Source organism: Ensifer sp. SL37 (genome assembly GCF_026672675.1).
Lineage (GTDB): Bacteria > Pseudomonadota > Alphaproteobacteria > Rhizobiales > Rhizobiaceae > Ensifer > Ensifer adhaerens.
Genome location: NZ_JAPPRN010000001.1, coordinates 948,586 through 965,904 on the forward strand (window position 1 = coordinate 948,586; position 17,319 = coordinate 965,904).

Annotated in this window: 17 protein-coding genes; 8 read left to right on the forward strand and 9 right to left on the reverse strand. The window is 64.5% G+C overall.

Going from position 1 to position 17,319, the window contains the following annotated elements; translation table 11 throughout:
• Positions 1-10 precede the first annotated feature (10 nt).
• The 8 genes from OVA00_RS04305 to OVA00_RS04340 all read left to right on the forward strand — a co-directional run bounded on the left by OVA00_RS04305 (position 11) and on the right by OVA00_RS04340 (position 8,147).
• Complete coding sequence (locus OVA00_RS04305) at positions 11-1,555, forward strand: sugar ABC transporter ATP-binding protein (protein WP_082566297.1); 1,545 nt, start codon at positions 11-13, stop codon at positions 1,553-1,555.
• Positions 1,552-2,544 (forward strand): ABC transporter permease, encoded by a 993-nt coding sequence (locus OVA00_RS04310; protein WP_034787896.1) that lies wholly within the window; start codon positions 1,552-1,554, stop codon positions 2,542-2,544. Before OVA00_RS04305 ends, OVA00_RS04310 begins: the two co-directional genes overlap by 4 nt.
• 108 nt (positions 2,545-2,652) lie before the next feature.
• Positions 2,653-3,438: an SDR family NAD(P)-dependent oxidoreductase gene (locus tag OVA00_RS04315; protein WP_034787900.1), complete on the forward strand. Its 786-nt coding sequence runs from the start codon at positions 2,653-2,655 to the stop codon at positions 3,436-3,438.
• Between the two features lie 19 nt (positions 3,439-3,457).
• Entirely contained in the window at positions 3,458-4,570 is a 1,113-nt protein-coding gene (locus tag OVA00_RS04320) for a mannonate dehydratase (protein ID WP_034787903.1), read from the forward strand.
• A 9-nt stretch (positions 4,571-4,579) separates the two neighbouring features.
• Positions 4,580-5,473 carry an SMP-30/gluconolactonase/LRE family protein gene (locus OVA00_RS04325; RefSeq protein WP_268088097.1) on the forward strand — a complete coding sequence of 298 codons (894 nt, stop codon included), beginning with the start codon at positions 4,580-4,582 and terminating at the stop codon, positions 5,471-5,473.
• Entirely contained in the window at positions 5,470-6,492 is a 1,023-nt protein-coding gene (locus OVA00_RS04330) for a hypothetical protein (RefSeq protein WP_034787909.1), read from the forward strand. Before OVA00_RS04325 ends, OVA00_RS04330 begins: the two co-directional genes overlap by 4 nt.
• Positions 6,493-6,534: 42 nt before the next feature.
• Positions 6,535-7,377 carry a fumarylacetoacetate hydrolase family protein gene (locus OVA00_RS04335; protein ID WP_268088098.1) on the forward strand — a complete coding sequence of 281 codons (843 nt, stop codon included), beginning with the start codon at positions 6,535-6,537 and terminating at the stop codon, positions 7,375-7,377.
• 2 nt (positions 7,378-7,379) lie between these two features.
• Positions 7,380-8,147: an SDR family oxidoreductase gene (locus OVA00_RS04340; RefSeq protein WP_268088099.1), complete on the forward strand. Its 768-nt coding sequence runs from the start codon at positions 7,380-7,382 to the stop codon at positions 8,145-8,147.
• A 116-nt stretch (positions 8,148-8,263) separates the two neighbouring features.
• Here OVA00_RS04340 and leuB read toward each other — a convergent pair whose 3' ends face one another.
• The 9 genes from leuB to OVA00_RS04385 all read right to left on the reverse strand — a co-directional run bounded on the left by leuB (position 8,264) and on the right by OVA00_RS04385 (position 17,274).
• Positions 8,264-9,373 (reverse strand): 3-isopropylmalate dehydrogenase, encoded by a 1,110-nt coding sequence (gene leuB, locus OVA00_RS04345; protein WP_089042909.1) that lies wholly within the window; start codon positions 9,371-9,373, stop codon positions 8,264-8,266.
• A gap of 64 nt (positions 9,374-9,437) precedes the next feature.
• Positions 9,438-9,653 (reverse strand): hypothetical protein, encoded by a 216-nt coding sequence (locus tag OVA00_RS04350; RefSeq protein WP_134886311.1) that lies wholly within the window; start codon positions 9,651-9,653, stop codon positions 9,438-9,440.
• Between the two features lie 11 nt (positions 9,654-9,664).
• Entirely contained in the window at positions 9,665-11,053 is a 1,389-nt protein-coding gene (locus tag OVA00_RS04355; RefSeq protein ID WP_268088102.1) for an amidase, read from the reverse strand.
• 10 nt (positions 11,054-11,063) lie between these two features.
• Positions 11,064-12,038, reverse strand: coding sequence for an ABC transporter ATP-binding protein (locus tag OVA00_RS04360; protein WP_083523734.1), 975 nt, complete (start codon positions 12,036-12,038; stop codon positions 11,064-11,066).
• Positions 12,035-13,051, reverse strand: coding sequence for an ABC transporter ATP-binding protein (locus OVA00_RS04365; RefSeq protein WP_060608125.1), 1,017 nt, complete (start codon positions 13,049-13,051; stop codon positions 12,035-12,037). Before OVA00_RS04365 ends, OVA00_RS04360 begins: the two co-directional genes overlap by 4 nt.
• The gene (locus OVA00_RS04370) at positions 13,048-13,908 is read right to left on the reverse strand and encodes an ABC transporter permease (RefSeq protein WP_060521844.1); all 861 of its coding nucleotides are present in this window, start codon (positions 13,906-13,908) and stop codon (positions 13,048-13,050) included. Before OVA00_RS04370 ends, OVA00_RS04365 begins: the two co-directional genes overlap by 4 nt.
• Positions 13,908-14,858: an ABC transporter permease gene (locus tag OVA00_RS04375; protein ID WP_034801757.1), complete on the reverse strand. Its 951-nt coding sequence runs from the start codon at positions 14,856-14,858 to the stop codon at positions 13,908-13,910. The genes OVA00_RS04370 and OVA00_RS04375 overlap by 1 nt, the downstream gene beginning before the upstream one ends.
• A 137-nt stretch (positions 14,859-14,995) precedes the next feature.
• Entirely contained in the window at positions 14,996-16,471 is a 1,476-nt protein-coding gene (locus tag OVA00_RS04380) for an ABC transporter substrate-binding protein (protein WP_060608119.1), read from the reverse strand.
• A gap of 56 nt (positions 16,472-16,527) precedes the next feature.
• Positions 16,528-17,274 carry a glucose 1-dehydrogenase gene (locus OVA00_RS04385; protein WP_034801753.1) on the reverse strand — a complete coding sequence of 249 codons (747 nt, stop codon included), beginning with the start codon at positions 17,272-17,274 and terminating at the stop codon, positions 16,528-16,530.
• Positions 17,275-17,319 lie beyond the last annotated feature (45 nt).

Here is a 17,319-nt window from a genome sequence, read left to right on the forward strand (position 1 = left end):
GGAAATCCGCATGAGCTATCCGCAACCGAGTTCAGCCGCGTTGCAAGGGGTGCAGGGACGGCTGGACTTTCGGGCCGTGACCAAGCGTTACGGTCCGACTGTCGCCCTCTCCGAATTCACCCACAGCTTCGCCCCCGGCCAGGTGCATGCCCTGATGGGCAAGAACGGCTCGGGCAAATCAACGCTCGTCAAGCTGCTTGCCGGCGTCACCGAGCCGACATCGGGCACGATCAGTGTCAATGGCGAGGATCGCCATTTCACCTCGCCGCATGATGCCTTTGCCGCCGGCATCGTCACCGTGCACCAGGAGCTCTCGCTGGTGCCGGAGCTTTCTGTCGGCGAGAACATCTTTCTCGGCCGGCTGCCGCATCGGCGTCGCGCCGGTTTCAGCGTCGTCGACTGGGCGGGCCTGCACAAGCGCGCCGGCGAATTGCTTGCCGACATGGGGCTTGCGATCGATTCCCGCCAGCCGGTTTCGGCGCTGAGCGTCGGCCAGCAGCAGGTGGTGGAAATCGTCAAGGCGATGTCCTTCAACCCGTCGATCCTGCTCTTGGACGAACCGACCTCGGCGCTGGCGTCGCGCGAGGTCAAGCAGCTCTTCGCACTGATCGAACGGCTGCGCGCCCGCGGCGTGACGATGATCTACATCACCCATCGGATGAGCGAGCTTTTCGAGATTGCCGATACCTGCACGGTGATCCGCGACGGCCATTACATCGGCGCGGTCGAGATGAAGGCGACGACGCCTTCGGCGATCGTCGGCATGATGTTCGGCGATGCCGCCCGCGCAACGCGGCCGCCGCGGCGCACGCTCGATCGCACCCGGCCGGTGCTCGAGGTGCGGGATCTCAGCCGCTCCGGGCATTTTCAGAATGTTTCTTTCGATCTCTATCCGGGCGAAATCCTCGGAATCGCCGGCCTGCTCGGCGCCGGGCGCACCGAACTGATGAGGGCGATCTTCGGCGCCGACCGGATCGACAGCGGTTCAGTGACGTTCAACAGTCGCGATATGACCGGTGCCAGCCCACGCGACATGCGCAAGGCGGGACTCGGCTACACGCCGGAAAATCGCAAGGAGGTCGGCCTCGTGCAGTCGCTTTCGACCGCCGACAATCTCTGCATGGCGAGCCTCGGCCCGATCTCCAACAGAGGCTTCATTTCGCGCCGCCGCGAACAGCCGCACGTGCGCCGCCAGATCGCCGATCTGCACATCAAGTGCGGCGATCCGGAACTGCCCGTGTCGTCGCTGTCGGGCGGCAACCAGCAGAAGGTGGTGATCGGCAAATGGTTGAACCGGCAGCCGTCGGTGATGTTCTTCGATGAGCCGAGCCGCGGCGTCGACGTCCAGGCCAAGCGCCAGATCTTCGACATCATCTGGCAACAGGCCGCCGATGGCCTTGCCAGCCTCTTTGTCTCGACCGAGCTCGAGGAGGTGCTGGAAGTCGCCGACCGCATCCTCGTCATGCATCACGGCGCCGTCGTCGCCGAAGTGGATCCGACGAAAACCGACCTGACCGAACTCTACGGCCTGTGCATGGAAGGGGCCAAGCAATGACACTCGTGAGCCAGACCACGGAAACAGGCGGACAGAACACGCCGCTCAAGTTTCTGAAAACCTACCCGATGGAGATCATTCTCGCCGCATTGGTGATTTTCCTGATCTTCGTCGCACCGGGCTTCGCCTCCACCAGCAATGTCTTGAACGTGCTGCGTACCGTCTCGATGCTCGGCATCATCGCCTTCGGCATGACGGCGGTTATCATCAGCGGGGAGATCGATCTCTCGGTCGGCGCCGGTGCCGCGCTCGCCGGCTGCATCGTTGCCTGGTTCGCCGACCGTTTCACCGACACGTTCGGTGACTGGGGCGCGGTCACCGTCGGTTTTGCGGTGGCACTTCTGCTCGGCTTCTCGCTCGGCTATCTCACCGGCCGTTTCCGGCAGTGGTTCAACGTGCCGACCTTCATCACCACCCTGGCGCTTTTCGCGGCACTCCGCGGTGTCGCCAATTTGATCACCGGCGGCTTCCCGATGTCGTCCTTCCCGCTCGGTTTCGATTTCCTCGGCGGCGGTTATCTCTTCGGCATTCCGTTCCCGGTCTATATCTTTGCGCTGACCTTCGCGGCGATGCACTTCCTGATGAAGTACACAAGCTTCGGCCGTGAGGTTTACGCGGTCGGCGGCAACATGGAGGCGGCACGTCTCTCCGGCATCGACATCTGGAAGGTGAAGGCGCTGACATTGGGCCTGACCGGCGCGCTAACCGCCGTCTCCGGCACGCTGATCGCCTCGCAGATCGGGGCCGGCACCGGGACGACGGCGACCGGCATGGAACTCGACGTGATCGCGGCCGTCATCATCGGCGGTACCTCGCTCTTTGGCGGCAAGGGCCGGATCTGGGGCACGCTGATCGGGGTGCTCTTCCTTGGATGCATCTCCAACGGCATGACGCTGATGAATGTCAGCGAATATTGGCAATACGTCGTGCGCGGCGGGATCATCCTCGGCGCCGTGCTCCTGAACCAGGTTCTGGAACGGGTGCGCTGAGACCGGCGCGGGGTGTCCGCATCCCGCTCCCCCTTATGACCAACGATCACGCTTATGATCTCGGGTCGACGCCGGCCCGGATCATCGCGATCCATCGCGGAGACAATCATGACTGAATTCAAGGGAAAGATCGCGCTGGTCACCGGCACGTCCGGGATCGGGCTTGCCTCGGCGATCCGGCTCGCCTCGTCAGGCGCGACCGTGCTTGCTTGTGGCAACGACGTCGCCACCAACGAAATCTTCGACCGCATAGCCAAAGAGCGCGACTTGCCGATGTCGACCCGACTGACGGACGTTGCCGTGGAAGCAGAGGTCGAGGCGGCCGTGCGCGAGGCGGTGCTGCGCCACGGCGGCCTCGACATCATCGTCAATGCCGCCGCCGTTCACCCCTATGGCACCGTGCTCGACACCAGCGCCGAGACCTTTGCGCGCTGCCTGTCGGTCAATGTCGGCTCGATTTATCTCACCGGCCGCTTCGGCATTCCGGAAATGATGAAGCGCGGCGGCGGCGCGATCGTCAACATCTCCTCGGTGCAGGGTCATGCCTGCCAGCAGAACGTCGCCGCCTATGTCGCTTCCAAGGGCGCGATCCATGCGCTGACCCGCGCCATGGCGCTCGATCATGCGGCGGCGAAGGTCCGGGTCAATTCGGTCAGCCCAGGCTCGGTGCGCACGCCGCTGCTATCGCTTGCAGCCCGCACCTATGGGGGCGAGGGCGTCAGCGAGGCGGAAGCCTTTGCCCGCTTCGGCGCGGCACACCCGATCGGCCGCATCGGCGAGCCGGAGGAGGTGGCCGAGCTGGTCGCTTATCTCGCCTCGGATCGCGCCGCCTTCGTCACCGGCTCGGACTTCCGCATCGACGGCGGCCTCACCGCCGGCATCGGCGTCAAATAATCGGATAGGAAACGACAAGATGAAAATCGGCCTTGGGCTCTACCGGGAGCAACTCACCCCGGATAACTTTCAGTTTGCCTTGCAGGCGGGCGCGACCCACGTCGTCGCGCATCTCACCAACTATTTCGCCGGCAAGGATCCGAAGATCGACAGTGGCGACCAGGGCGGCTGGGGTGATTGCTCCGGTGACCGGCTCTGGACTTACGAAGAGCTGTCGGCGCTGGTGAAGGACGTGCGGGCCGGTGGGCTGGAAGTGGCGGCGATCGAGAACTTCTCGCCGCGCTTCTGGCATGACGTGTTGCTCGACGGGCCAGAGCGGGCGCAGCAGATCGAGGGGCTGAAGCAGCTCATTCGCGACGCCGGTCGCGCCGGCATTCCCTGCATCGGCTACAATTTCTCGCTTGCCGGCGTCTATGGCTGGACCCGCGGCCCCTACGCCCGCGGCGGTGCGGAATCCGTCGGCTTCGGCGTCGAAAACAGCATCGCGCCAAGCCCGGATGCGCCGATTCCAGACGGCATGGTCTGGAACATGCGCTATCGTCGTGGCGTCGCCGGCGCTGCCTCCGTTTCCGTCAGCTCGGCGGAGCTCTGGGACCGCCTCAGCCACTTCCTGAAGGAGGTCGTGCCGGTCGCCGAGGAGGCGGGCGTGGTGCTCGGCGCTCACCCGGACGATCCGCCAGCCGAGGAACTGCGTGGCACCGCGCGGCTCGTCAACCGTCCGGAGAAGTACGACCGGCTGATGGCGATCGTCGACTCGCCCTCGAACGGGCTCGAACTCTGCCTCGGCTCGCTGCAGGAAATGCCGGGAGGGGATATCTACGAGCACGTTCGTCGTTTCGCCCGCTCCGGCCGCATCGGCTACATCCACTTCCGCAACGTACGCGGAAAGATGCCGCGTTATGTCGAGACCTTCGTCGACGAGGGCGATATCGACATGGCCGAAATCATCCGCATCCTGCGCGACGAAAACTACCAGGGTGTGATGATCCCCGACCATACGCCGGCCATGACCTGCGGCGCCTCCTGGCATGCGGGCAAGGCCTTTGCGCTCGGCTACATGAAGGCGCTTGTGCAGAATGCCGAGGCGCTCGGCCCCGCGCGTTCGATCCCGACAAGCATCGCAGCGGAATAGGAGGCGGAGATGGCCCGTGAGCTCGTCTGTGTCGCGCCCGTCGGCGACCGCTGCGGCGAGGGCGCCGTCTGGTCGGCGGAAGAGGCGGCGCTCTACTGGACCGACATCAACCGCTTTCTGATCCACCGCTATGACGAGGCGGCGTGCGCGGTCAGGACGTGGCTCTTCGACGAGCCGGTGGTGGCGATCTCGCTGACCCGTGAAGATGGGCGTCTGCTCATCGCTCTCGGCTCGAAGCTCATATGGTGGTGGCCCGAAACCGACCGGCGGCAGGATCACGGCTTCGTCCTGCCCGGTTCACCGCGTGTTCGGCTGAATGACGGTCGCGCCGATCCCCTCGGAAACTTCTGGGTCGGCTCGATGAAGAACAACGTGCTTCCGGATGGCCAGCTTGGCGACGTTGCCCCGGGCGAGGGCATCCTCTACCGGATCGCACCCGATGGCACCGTCACCGAATGGCGGCATGGCCTCGGCATTTCCAACACGCTCTGCTGGAGCCCGGATCGAAGCACCTTCTACTTCGGCGATACGCTGGCAAACGAGATTTACGCCTTCGACTATCATGCCGTGGACGGCTCGATTTCCGGCGAACGACCCTTCTTCACCGGTTTCGATCGCGGCGCGCCCGACGGCTCGGCGATCGACAGCGAGGGGTTCCTCTGGAACTGCCGTTATGGCGGTGGCTGCATCGCCCGTGTTGCGCCGGATGGCAGCCTTGCCGAGACGATCGATATGCCGATCACCAACATCACCACCTGCACTTTCGGTGGCGCCGACCTGAAGACGCTTTACATCACCACGGCCGGTGCGGGGCCAGCCGAGCGTCTCGCCGGCAGCCTCTATGCCATGCGCGTCACGGTCGCCGGCATGCCGGAAAACCGGTTCGGGGCGGCTACAAAGTGAGCGCGGAGACCACACGGCGCGCGCTCGCCTGGGCGCATGGCTGCCTCTCGGTGCAGTCGCTCGGCGGCATGCTCGGCCCGGTGCTGTTCCTGCTTCCGGACGGGCGGCAAGTCAGCCCCTTGCAAGTTGCGCCTTGGGGCAACGATCCCGAGCGCGAGACGCTGCCGGAAATCCTGAAGGAATTGCGTGGCGAGTGGCCGTGTGTGCCTTTCGGCAGCGACGCCAGCCGCACGCTTCCTGCAGGCTGGTCCGTAGACGGTGAGAGTTTCGACGGCGCCGGCGTGCCGCATGGCCATAGCTCCAATGTCCATTGGGCGTGGGGTGCCTGCGACGACCGCCAGATAGCGATGGAATGCCATTATCCGGAGAACCATCCGATCCGACTGTTGCGGCGGCAGATCGTGCCGGATCCAAATGCGCCCTCCATCGACATCACCCTGGAAATCGAGGCCCGGCGTCCGTGCCGCCTGCCGATCGGCCTGCATCCGACGTTCCGACTGCCGAGCCGTCCCGGTTCGGTCACGATCGAACCCGGCGCCCATGATCGCGTCTGGAGTTTTCCCGGCGATGTCGAACCGGGCGCGGCTCTGTTCTCGCCCGATCGGCAATGGTTATCGCTCGGCAAGGTCGAGACGCGCAAAGGTGTCATGCTCGATGCGTCGCAGGTGCCGCTTGTCGAGGAGACCGAGGACCTGCTGCAGCTCTCGGGCATCGACGGCAGCCTCGCGCTCCACTATCGCGACGAGGGTTTTCGCGCGCGGCTCACTTGGCAGAACGAGCATTTCCCAAGCTTGCTGCTCTGGTACAGCAACCGCGGTCGCAAGGCCTACCCCTGGAATGGGCGGCACGTGGCGCTCGGCGTCGAGCCGATCGCATCCGCCTTCGATCTCGGACCGGCTGTCTCCACGGGCGACAGCCCCATCGCGGGATCCGGCGTTGCAACGGCGATTGCCTTCGAACCCGATCAGACCTTCACCACCCGCTATCGGCTTTCCGTCGAAGCCGCTCCGATCGGCTGAATGGTCGCTCGCTGAGACATATCCAACTGAAAGGCCAAGAGAATGAAATTGTTGCGTCTCACCGTCGACGGCTCTGCCGTGCCCTGCATCCTCGATGGCGAGGGCAAGGCGCGGGACGTGTCTTCGCTCGTCCAGGACTTCACGGCGGAGACTTTGCCTGGTGTCTTGGCAGTGCTCTCCGGCGCCGATTTCGCGGCGCTCCCTGTGATGCCGGTGGTCGATGCGGACATCCTGCCGCCGGTCGCAAGGCCCGGTACAATCTGGTGCGTCGGCCTCAACTACTCCGACCATGCGGAAGAGGCGGGACTGCCAGTGCCGTCCGAACCGATCCTCTTCAACAAGGCGGCCGGCACCTATTGCGGCCCGAACGCACCGCTTCTCCACACCGAGAAAATGTCGAAGCTGGACTGGGAGGTCGAGCTCGGCATCGTCATCGGCAAGCAGGCGCTCAACGTATCGCGCGCCGAGGCTATGGACCATGTCCTCGGCTACACGATCGTCGACGATGTCTCCGAACGTGCCTGGCAGATGGAGCGTGGCGGGCAGTGGGTGAAGGGCAAGAGCTTCCCCAATTTCTGCCCGACGGGCCCCTGGCTTGTGACGAAAGACGAGGTTCCGGACCCGCAGGCCCTGTCGATGTGGCTCGACGTCAACGGCGAGCGCATGCAGGCGGGTACGACCGCGCGCATGATCTTCGACGTCGCGACCATCGTCTCCTACATGAGCGAGTTCTGCGTGCTGGAGCCCGGCGATCTCATCTGCACCGGCACGCCCCCCGGCGTCGGCATGGGCAAGAAGCCGCCGCGCTATCTTGGGCCCGGTGACGTGGTCGAACTCGGTATCGATGGACTCGGCCGCCAGCGTCAGGTCGTTCAATCCCTCTAGACATGCAGAAGGGTCTCGCCATGAAGGAAAAGACGGGACGTTTGACCGGGCGCATTGCCGTGGTCACGGCTGCCGGCCAAGGCATCGGCCGCGCGGTCGCCGAACGACTGATGGCTGAAGGCGCCGAGGTCCACGCCAGCGACATCAATGCCGAGCTGCTCACCACCCTCGAAGGGGCTACAACGACGCGGCTCGATGCGACGGATCATGTGGCGGTCGGTGCCTATTTCGACGCCTTCGCCCGGGTCGATATCCTCGTGCACGCGGTCGGTTACGTGCATCAGGGCACGATCGAGGAATGCTCGCCCGCCGATTGGCGGCGCTCGGTGAACATTACGCTCGACAGCGCCTACAACGTCATTGCCGGCGCAATCTCGAAGATGAAGGCCAATGGCGGCAGCATCATCACCATCGGATCGGTTGCCTCCTCGATCAAGGGTTTCCCGCGGCGTGCCGCCTATGGCGCCGCCAAGGGTGGCGTCATAGGCCTGACCAAGGCGGTGGCAGCTGACTACGTTTCTCAGGGCATTCGCTGCAATTCGGTCTGCCCCGGCACCGTCGCGTCACCCTCCCTGGAAGAGCGCATCGGCGAACTTGGCGAAAAGCTTGGAAGCCGGGATGAGGCCTACCGATCCTTCATCAGCCGCCAGCCGGCCGGCCGGTTCGGCACGGTCGAAGAAGTCGCCGCCATCTGCGCCTTCCTCGCCTCCGACGAGGCGGCCTTCATTACCGGCCAGGCAATCAACATAGACGGCGGCATCACGATCTGAGACGCCGCATTCTCGCAGGGCCGTGAAATGCAAAACACCTCCGGATGCGCTCCGGAGGTGTTGGTTTTCGTAGGCCTGTTGGCGTCAGCGTGACGCCGTTCAGGATGGGTTGTCGCTTACGCCGACAGCGCCTTGAACTCGGCAAGGATGGCGTCGCCCATCTCGGTGGTGCCGACCTTCTTCGCCCCTTCGGCCATGATGTCGCCGGTGCGGATGCCCTGGTCGAGCACGGTGGCGATCGCCTTCTCCAGATTGTCGGCTTCCGTCACCAGGTTGAAGGAATAGCGCAGGCACATGGCGAAGGAGGCGATCATCGCGATCGGGTTGGCGATGCCCTGGCCGGCAATGTCGGGTGCCGAGCCATGCACCGGCTCATAGAGCGCCTTGCGCTTGCCGCTGACCGCATCCGGTGCGCCGAGCGAGGCCGACGGCAGCATGCCGAGCGAACCGGTGAGCATCGCCGCCACGTCCGACAGCATGTCGCCGAACAGGTTGTCGGTGACGATGACGTCGAACTGCTTGGGCTGGCGCACCAGCTGCATGCCGCCGGCGTCCGCCAGCATGTGCTCGAGCTGGACGTCGGAGTATTTCGCCTTGTGCGTCTCGGTCACCACCTGGTTCCACAACACGCCCGACTTCATGACGTTGCGCTTTTCCATCGAGCAGACGCGGTTGTTGCGGGTGCGGGCCAGCTCGAAGGCGACGCCGGCGATGCGCTCGATCTCGTAGGTGTCATAGACCTGGGTGTCGATGCCACGCTTCTGGCCGTTGCCGAGATCGACGATCTCCTTCGGTTCGCCGAAATAGACGCCACCGGTCAATTCGCGCACGATCAGGATGTCGAGGCCTTCGACCAGTTCGGGCTTCAGCGACGAGGCGGCGGAAAGCGCCGGATAGCAGATCGCCGGGCGCAGGTTGGCGAAGAGCTCGAGATCCTTGCGCAGGCGCAGCAGACCGGCTTCCGGGCGAACCTCGTAGGGCACCGCATCCCACTTCGGACCGCCGACGGCGCCGAACAACACCGCATCGGCGGCAAGCGCCTTTGCCATGTCCTCTTCCGAGATCGCCTGACCGTGAGCGTCATAGGCCGAACCGCCGACCAGGCCCTCGTCCGTCACGAAGCCGGCACCAAGCTCGGCATTCATGTAGGCGATGATTTTGCGGACTTCCGCCATGGCTTCCGGGCCGATGCCGTCGCCGGGGAGGATGAAAAGTTTGCGGGCCATTGTCGGCACTCCTGTGGTTTTCAGTCGGTGTAAAGCGGCACGGCCGCGTTGATAATGATGCGGGCTAGACCGCTGCCTTCGCGCCTTCGATCTGTCCGATGCGCTCTCGCAGCGTGTTGGCGACAGCCTGCGAAGCCGGAGCGAGGGCGATTTCAAGATTGGCGTTGCCGCCGTCTACCTCGATCGCGAGTTTCGAGACGCTGACGCCGAGCCGGCGAACGATGTCGAGCAGGCGGGAAACGATGTTTTCGAGATCGCCGCTTTCGATGGTGTAACGCATGGTGTTGCTCATCATGCGACCTTTGGCCATGGGCGCTGCTGAGGGCGCATTGTCTCGAAGGCACGCGCGAGGCGCAGCACGCCGATGTCGTCGAACTGCTGGCCGATGATCTGCAGGCCGATCGGCAGGCCGCCCGAGGTGTAGCCGCAGTTGAGCGAGATTGCCGGCTGGCCGCCCATGTTGACGGCGACTGTGAAGGCGATGTGTTCGAACGGCTTCTGCGGGTCGTTGACCGGCGAGGCCCATTCGGCCGGATAGGAGGCCGTCGGGGCCGTCGGCGACAGGGTGAAATCATAGCCGGAAAGTGCCGCATGCAGCGCGTTGCGCATGGCGTCGATCTGGGCGAAGCCGGTATAGACCTCGCGGCCGGAGAAATTCTCGGCCGTTTTGATCCAGTCGAAGATATAGGGCAGGATCTGCGCCTGTTTTTCCGGCGAGAGGCGCGACACGTCTTCCCAGCCGCGCGCCCGCCAGAAGCGGTCGAGACCGTCGATCATTTCGCGCGTCAGGAAGGGGCCGATCGGCTCGATGATCGCGCCGGCATCGGCAAAGAGCTGTGCCGCCTTCTTGACCGCCTGTTCCGTTTCTTGCGTGACCGACTGGCCGAAGCCGGCGTCGAGCCAGAGGCCGATCTTCAGACCCTTCAGATCACGATCAAGATCGAGCCAGGGAATGTCGGCATAGGGCAGGGACATGGTGTCCCGGGCGTCCGGCTGCGACAGCACCGACATGTAGAGTGCCGTGTCGGCGACCGTCCGGGTCATCGGGCCGGCAACGCGGCCGATAAAGGGCGGGTTGATCGGCACGCGGCCGGCCGAAGGCTTGAGCCCGACAATGCCGCACCAGCCGGCCGGCAGCCGGACCGAGCCGCCTATATCCGTACCGATGTGCAACGGTCCGTAGCCGGCTGCAGCGGCAGCACCGGCACCAGCGCTTGAACCGCCGGGATTGGCCGAAAGGTCCCACGGATTGCGGGCAAGCTTGTGGAAGCTGGAAAGGCCGGAAGACAGCATGCCGTAGTCCGGCATGGTGGTCTTGGCGAGAAGGATCCCGCCCGCCTCGCGGGTGCGGGCTGCCGGCGGCGCGTCGGCGGTTGCAGGCGTCAGCGACACGGCAGCACAGCCGAGCGGCACGGCGGTGCCCTTGGTTGCGATGTTTTCCTTGATCGTCACCGGCACGCCGTCGATTGCGCCCAGAGGTTCACCCTTTGCCCAGCGCTCTTCCGATGCCTTGGCGGCCTTGCGCGCCTCGGCCGGGTCATAGGCCCAAAGCGCGTTCAGCTTTGGCTCGGAAGCGTCGATGCGGGCAATCACCGCTTCGGTGACCTCGACGGGGGAAAGCTTCTTCGAGCGGTAGGCGTCGACGAGATCGACGGCGGAGAGATCGGCGAGTTCGGACATGGGGCACTTCCTAGGCAAAATGGCAGCGGGCGGACCAGGCCGGCGTCACCGGCTTGGCCTCAGGCGTTCGGGTCAGACAGATCTCCTGCCTGCGGGGACAGACGGCAGCATAGGCGCAGCCGGCTGCGGTCGTTGCGGTATGGACGGGCGTTTGCGGCGGCCCAGCGGAACGCACCCGCTTGCGCCGTCCGGAAAACGGTTTCGGCACGGCAGCGACCAGCGCCTGAGTATAGGGATGGCGCGGGTTGTCGAAGACCTCGGCCGTCGGTCCTTCCTCGACGATGCGGCCGAGATGCATGACGGCAACCCGGTCGGTGATGGCGCGCACGACGCCGAGATCGTGGCTGATGAACAGATAGGAAAGGCCGAGCCTTTCCTGCAGGTCCATCATCAGGTTCAAAACCTGCGCCTGGATCGAGACGTCGAGTGCAGACACTGGCTCGTCAGCGACGATCAGGGCCGGCCGGGTGATCAGCGCGCGGGCGATGGCGATGCGCTGGCGCTGGCCGCCGGAGAATTCGTGCGGATACTTGTCGGCCGACGCCAAGGGTAGGCCGACGGCTTCCAGCACCTCGGCGATGCGCCGGTTGCGCTCCGTGGTGCCCGTTCCACGCTCCAGCGAAACGATCGGCTCGGAGATGATCGTCCGAACCGTGTGGCGCGGATCGAGCGAGCCGTAGGGATCCTGGAAGATCGCCTGAAACCCCTTGCGCGCCTCTCGCAGTCCGGCGCGATCGAGCGCGTAGATGTCCTTGCCGGCTATCGATACCTGGCCCGATTGCGGCCGCTCCAGCCCCATCACGGCGCGGGCCAGGGTCGACTTGCCGGAGCCGCTTTCGCCGACGATGCCGAGGCTCTGGCCGGCGGCGAGTTCGACGCTGACACCATGGAGCACGCGCAGGCGGCTCTGCTTCGAGAAGATCGACGGGCGTGGCAGGTCGTATTCGCGCACCAGATCGGTGGTTTTGAGGATCACCTCGCTCACGGGGCCACCATCCTTTCGCGCGGATGAAAGCAGGCGGCGCGATGCTCCACGTTTCCATCGGTATTGATCAGGTCGAGTGCCGGGATCGCCTGACGGCAGTCGGCCTCGGCGAAGGAACAGCGGTCCGCAAAGGAGCAGTGGGATGGACGGCCAAAGGGATCCGGAACGATACCGGGGATGGCATTCAGCCGCGGGCGCCCATCGCCTTGATGGCGGGAGCCAAGGGCCGCGCCATGCGGCGACGCGGCGAAAAGGCCGCGGGCATAGGGATGCGCCATGCGCGCAAAGACATCGTCCGTGCGCCCGGTTTCGATGATGCGGCCGGCATACATGACCGCGATGCGGTCGGTCATCTCGGAGACGACGCCGAGATCGTGGGTGATCAGCATCAGTGCTGTGCCGGTGTCTTCGATCAGCTCGTCGAGCAGATCGAGGATCTGCGCCTGCACCGTAACGTCGAGCGCCGTCGTGGGCTCGTCCGCAATCAGCAGATCCGGTTCGCAGGCGATCGCCATGGCGATCATCACGCGCTGGCGCTGGCCGCCGGAGAGCTGGTGCGGGTAGAGATCGAGGTCGAAGCGCGGCGCCGGCAGGCCGACGCGGTCGAGCAGCGCACGCGCTTTCTTCTCCGCATCGGCCTTCGTTTCGCCGAGATGCAGCCGCCGTCCCTCGGCGATCTGCGCGCCGATCGATTTGACCGGATTGAGCGCCGTCATCGGCTCCTGGAAGATCATCGCCATGCGCCGGCCGCGATAGCCGCAATAGTCGGCTTCGTCCAAGCCCGCGAGATTGCGGCCGTCGAAGGAAAGTTCGCCGCGCACCCGCATGCGCTGCGGAAGCAGGCCCATGACGGCAAGGGCTGTCATCGACTTGCCGCTGCCGGACTCACCGACGATCCCAAGCCGTTCGCCGCGGTTGAGTTCGAGATCGATGTCGCAGACGATATCGACCGTGCTTTTGCCCGCGGTGAGTTCGACCGACATGCCGGCCATGTGAAGCAAGGGTTTGGTCATCGTTGCCGCCTCACGCGCGGGTCGAGAATGTCGCGCAGGCCATCGCCGAGCAGGTTGAGGCCGAGCACGGCGAAGGTGATCGCCAGGCCCGGGAAGATCGCGAGCCAGGGCGCCTGATAGATGAAGGTCTGGGCGTCGTTCAGCATCTTGCCCCAGCTCGGCATCGGCGGCTGCGTGCCGAGGCCGACATAGGAAAGGCCGGCTTCGGCAACGATCGCCAAGGCGAACTGGATCGTCACCTGAACGAGCAGCACGTGGTTGATGTTGGGCAGGATGTGCAGAAACGTGATCGCGACGTCGCCGCGGCCAGCGCAGCGCGCGGCCTGCACATATTCGCGTTTCCAGAGGCCCATTGAGGCACCGCGGGTGACGCGGGCAAAGACCGGAATGTTGAAGATGCCGATCGCGATCATCGCGTTGGTAGCGCCCGGACCGAAGATCGCGGTGATGATGACGGCGGTCAGAAGCGCCGGGAAGGCGAAGGCGAGGTCGCTCATGCGCATGACGAGACCATCGACAAAGCCGCCGCGAGCAGCCGCCCAAGCGCCAAGCGGCACGCCGATGCCGGCACCGACGAGAACCGCGACGATCGAGACGCTGATCGAGTTGCGGGCGCCGACCATGATCATCGACAGGATGTCGCGGCCGAAGTTGTCGGTGCCGAACCAATGGGCAAGGCTCGGTCCCTGCAGCTTGTCGCGGAAGTTCATCGCCGTCGGCGAATAGGGCGTCCAGACATAGGAGACGAGCGCCATCGCCACGAGGATGACGGTGACGGTGGCCCCGATCGTCAGATTTCGGCTGCCGATAAGCTTGGAGATGAGGCTGGGTTGCGCGGCGGTTGCAGGAGCGGACATCAGTGGCCTCCCCTCGACAGGCGCGGATCCAGATAGCCGTAGACCAGATCGACGAGGAAATTGATGGTGATGACGGAGGCGGCAAGCAGGGTCACCAGCGTCTGCACCGTCACGAGATCGCGCTGCGCGATCGCCTGGAAGACGAGGCGGCCGATACCCGGCAGGTTGAAGACATTTTCGATGATGATCGTGCCGGCAAGCAGGAAGGAAAATTGCAGGCCGATAATGGTGACGACCGGAATGAGCGCATTGGGCACCGCATGCTTCCAGAGAGCGCCCGAACGGCTAAGCCCCTTGGCGCGCGCGGTGCGGATGAAATCCTCGCCGAGCGTCTCGATGACGGCCGAGCGCGTGACGCGTCCGAGAATGGCCGCAAGTGGCAGCCCGAGTGCGAGCGCCGGCAGGATGAGAGAATGCAGGCCGTTCCAGATGCCGCCTTCCCAGCCGGCAAAGCCGGAGGCCGGGAACCAGGCGAGCTTCAGCGCGAAGAGCAAGATGAAGAGAAGCGCCAGCCAGAAGTTTGGGATGGCGACGCCCACCTGGGCGATGCCCATGACGACGGTGTCGCCGGCCTTGCCGCGGTTGGCGGCGGCATAGACGCCGATGGCGATGGCGACGGCGACCGAGATTGCCATGGAGAGCAGCGCCAGCGGCAGCGTCACCAGGATGCGCGGGCCAAGCAGCTCCCGGATCGGCACCGAATAGGTGAGGCTCATGCCGAAATCGCCGACCACGAAGCCGCCGATCCAGTGGAGGTAGCGGATCCAGATCGGCTGATCGAGGCCGAGCTGCCGGTGCAGCGCCGCGATCGCATCTGCGTCGGCATTCATGCCGAGCATCAGCACGGCGGGGTCGCCGGGCAGCACCTGCATCAGCAGAAAGACGATGACTGAGGCGACCAGCGTCGTCAGCAAGAGCGACACGAGGCGACCGCCAATGAAGGAAATCACATCAACCTCCCGGAAAGAGCGAGCGTTGACCGGCGCCGGGTGCGTCAATCAACGGCAGATCTGCGTCCGCCCCAACGAGGGGCAGATGCTGGAGCGGGGTGCGGATTTCCGTCCGCATCCCGCTCAATGAAAGTCGATCAGTTTTCCCAATAGGTCTGGGTCTGGTCGTCGGCCGGCACCGGCATGTTCTTCCAGAGACCCTTCACCTTCTTGTTCCAGACGCCGATCTTCGGCAGCGCGTAGAGGAAGACGTTCGGTTCGTCCGCTGCGAGCTTGCGCTGGAGCTGGCCGATCAGGTCCATCTGCTCGGCCTCGGTCGCAGCCAGCGTGTAGGACTTGTAGAGCGCCTTGTATTCCGGGCTCTGGTAGTTGAAGTAGTACTTGTCGCGCGCATAGATATCGAGGTCGCGGGCTTCCGCATGGGCGATGATCGTTGCGTCGAAGTTCGAGTTCTTGAAGACCTGATCCAGCCATTGTGCGAACTCGATCGGAACGAGGTTCACCTTGATGCCGACTTCGCTGAGCATGGCCGCGATGATCTCGCCGCCGCGGCGGGCATAGGCCGGCGGCGGCAGCATGATGGTGATTTCGAGGTTCTGAACGCCCGCTTCTTGCAGCAGTTGCTGCGCCTTGCCGGGGTCATAGGGGTAGGTCTCGTTCAGATCGACATAACCGGGTTCGACCGGCGAATAATGCGAGCCGATGGTCGTGCCGAAGCCCGAGTAAGTGCCTTCGACCAGCGCCTTGCGGTCGATCGCATGGGCAAGCGCCTGCCGCACGCGCACGTCGTCGAAGGGCTTCTTCGCATTGTTGAGCGCAAGCACCACCTTGCCCGAGGTGCTGCCGACCTCGACCTGCAGGTTCGGGTCGCTCTGGAACTGGCTGACCAGTTCTGCGGCCTGGAACATCGGGAAGGCATCGACGTTGCCGGCAAGAACGGCGGCCGCTGCAGCCGACGGGTCACTGATGAACTTGAAGGTCACTTCGCTGAGCTTAGCCGGTTCGCCCCAATAGTCGGCGTTCTTTTCCAGCACCACCTTGTCGCCCTTCGCCCATTCCTTGAACTTGAACGGGCCGGTACCGACCGGCTTGGTCTTGTTGTCGGCGGCCGACGACGGCGCGATCATGACCGCGTCGCCCCAGGCCATGTTGAAGAGGAAGTTGGAGGCCGGGCGCTTCAGCGTCACGACCGCGGTGGCCGGATCCGGGCATTCGGTCTTTTCGATCGGCTCGAACAGGCCCTTCTGCGCATTGGTGGAATCGGCCGAGACGGCGCGCTCATAGGAGAATTTCACCACCGAGCAGTCGAAAGCCGTGCCGTCATGGAACTTGACGCCCTGGCGGAGCTTGAAGCTGTAGGTCTTCTGGTCGTCGGAGATCGTCCAGCTCTCGGCGAGCAGCGGCTTCACCGTGCCGTCTTCCACCACCCGGACGAGACCTTCGAAAAGGTTGCCGTAGGTGATGTAGCGGATGGGTGCGGCGGCGCCCGCGGTCGGGTCGAGGCCCGGCGGCTCGAGCACCTGGCCGACAGTGATCGTATCCTTGGCCATCGCCGGCGTCAGCGACGCGGCGATGAAGCACGAGGCAAGCGCCAGTTTCGTCAAATTCATCATGGTTCCCCCGCTTTGCGGTTTCGTTGTTTATGGTCCCGGAAATCAGGTCGAAATAATCAGATCGAGCGTCCGCCGTCGACGTCGAGCGCCACGCCGGTGATCATCGACGCCTGCGGCGAGGCGACGAAGAAGGCGGCCTCCGCAAGGTCTTCCGGCTTCAGCAGGCGTCCGAGCGGAATGGAATCGCGGAACTTCTTGCGGATTTCGTCGGAGTCCTCGCCCATGAAGGTGGTCAGCAGCGGCGTTTCGCCGGCAACCGGGTTGAGCGCGACGACGCGGATGTTGAAGGGCGCGAGCTCGATCGCGAGCGCCTTGGTGGCAGAAACGACCCAGCCCTTGGTCGCATTGTACCAGGCAAGGTTCGGACGCGGCCGGTTGGCGCCGGTCGAAGCGATGTTGACGATAACGCCCGCCTTGTTTTCCTTCATGTGCGCCAGCAGCGCCCGCGTCATCAGGTAGACGCCGCGCACATTGACGCCGAGGATACGGTCGAATTCGTCGGGCTCGACCAGTTCGGCGTTCTGCGGCTTGTGGCCGATGCCGGCATTGTTGATCAGGATATCGACGCGCCCGAACTGCTTGAGACCCGCCGCAACGGCCGCATTAACGTCGGCTTCCTTGGCGATATCGGCAACCACGGCGATGGCATTGCTGCCGAGTTGCTTGGCGACGCGCTCTGCGCCTGCGGCATCGCGATCGACGACGATGACCTTGGCGCCGCCTTCGACGAAGCGCTTGGCAATGCCTTCGCCGAAACCGGAGCCTGCGCCGGTGATGAGAGCGACTTTACCTTCCAGTGACACTTTGTTGTTCCTCCCAAGGAGACTTAGATCATGGGTTGGAGCGCG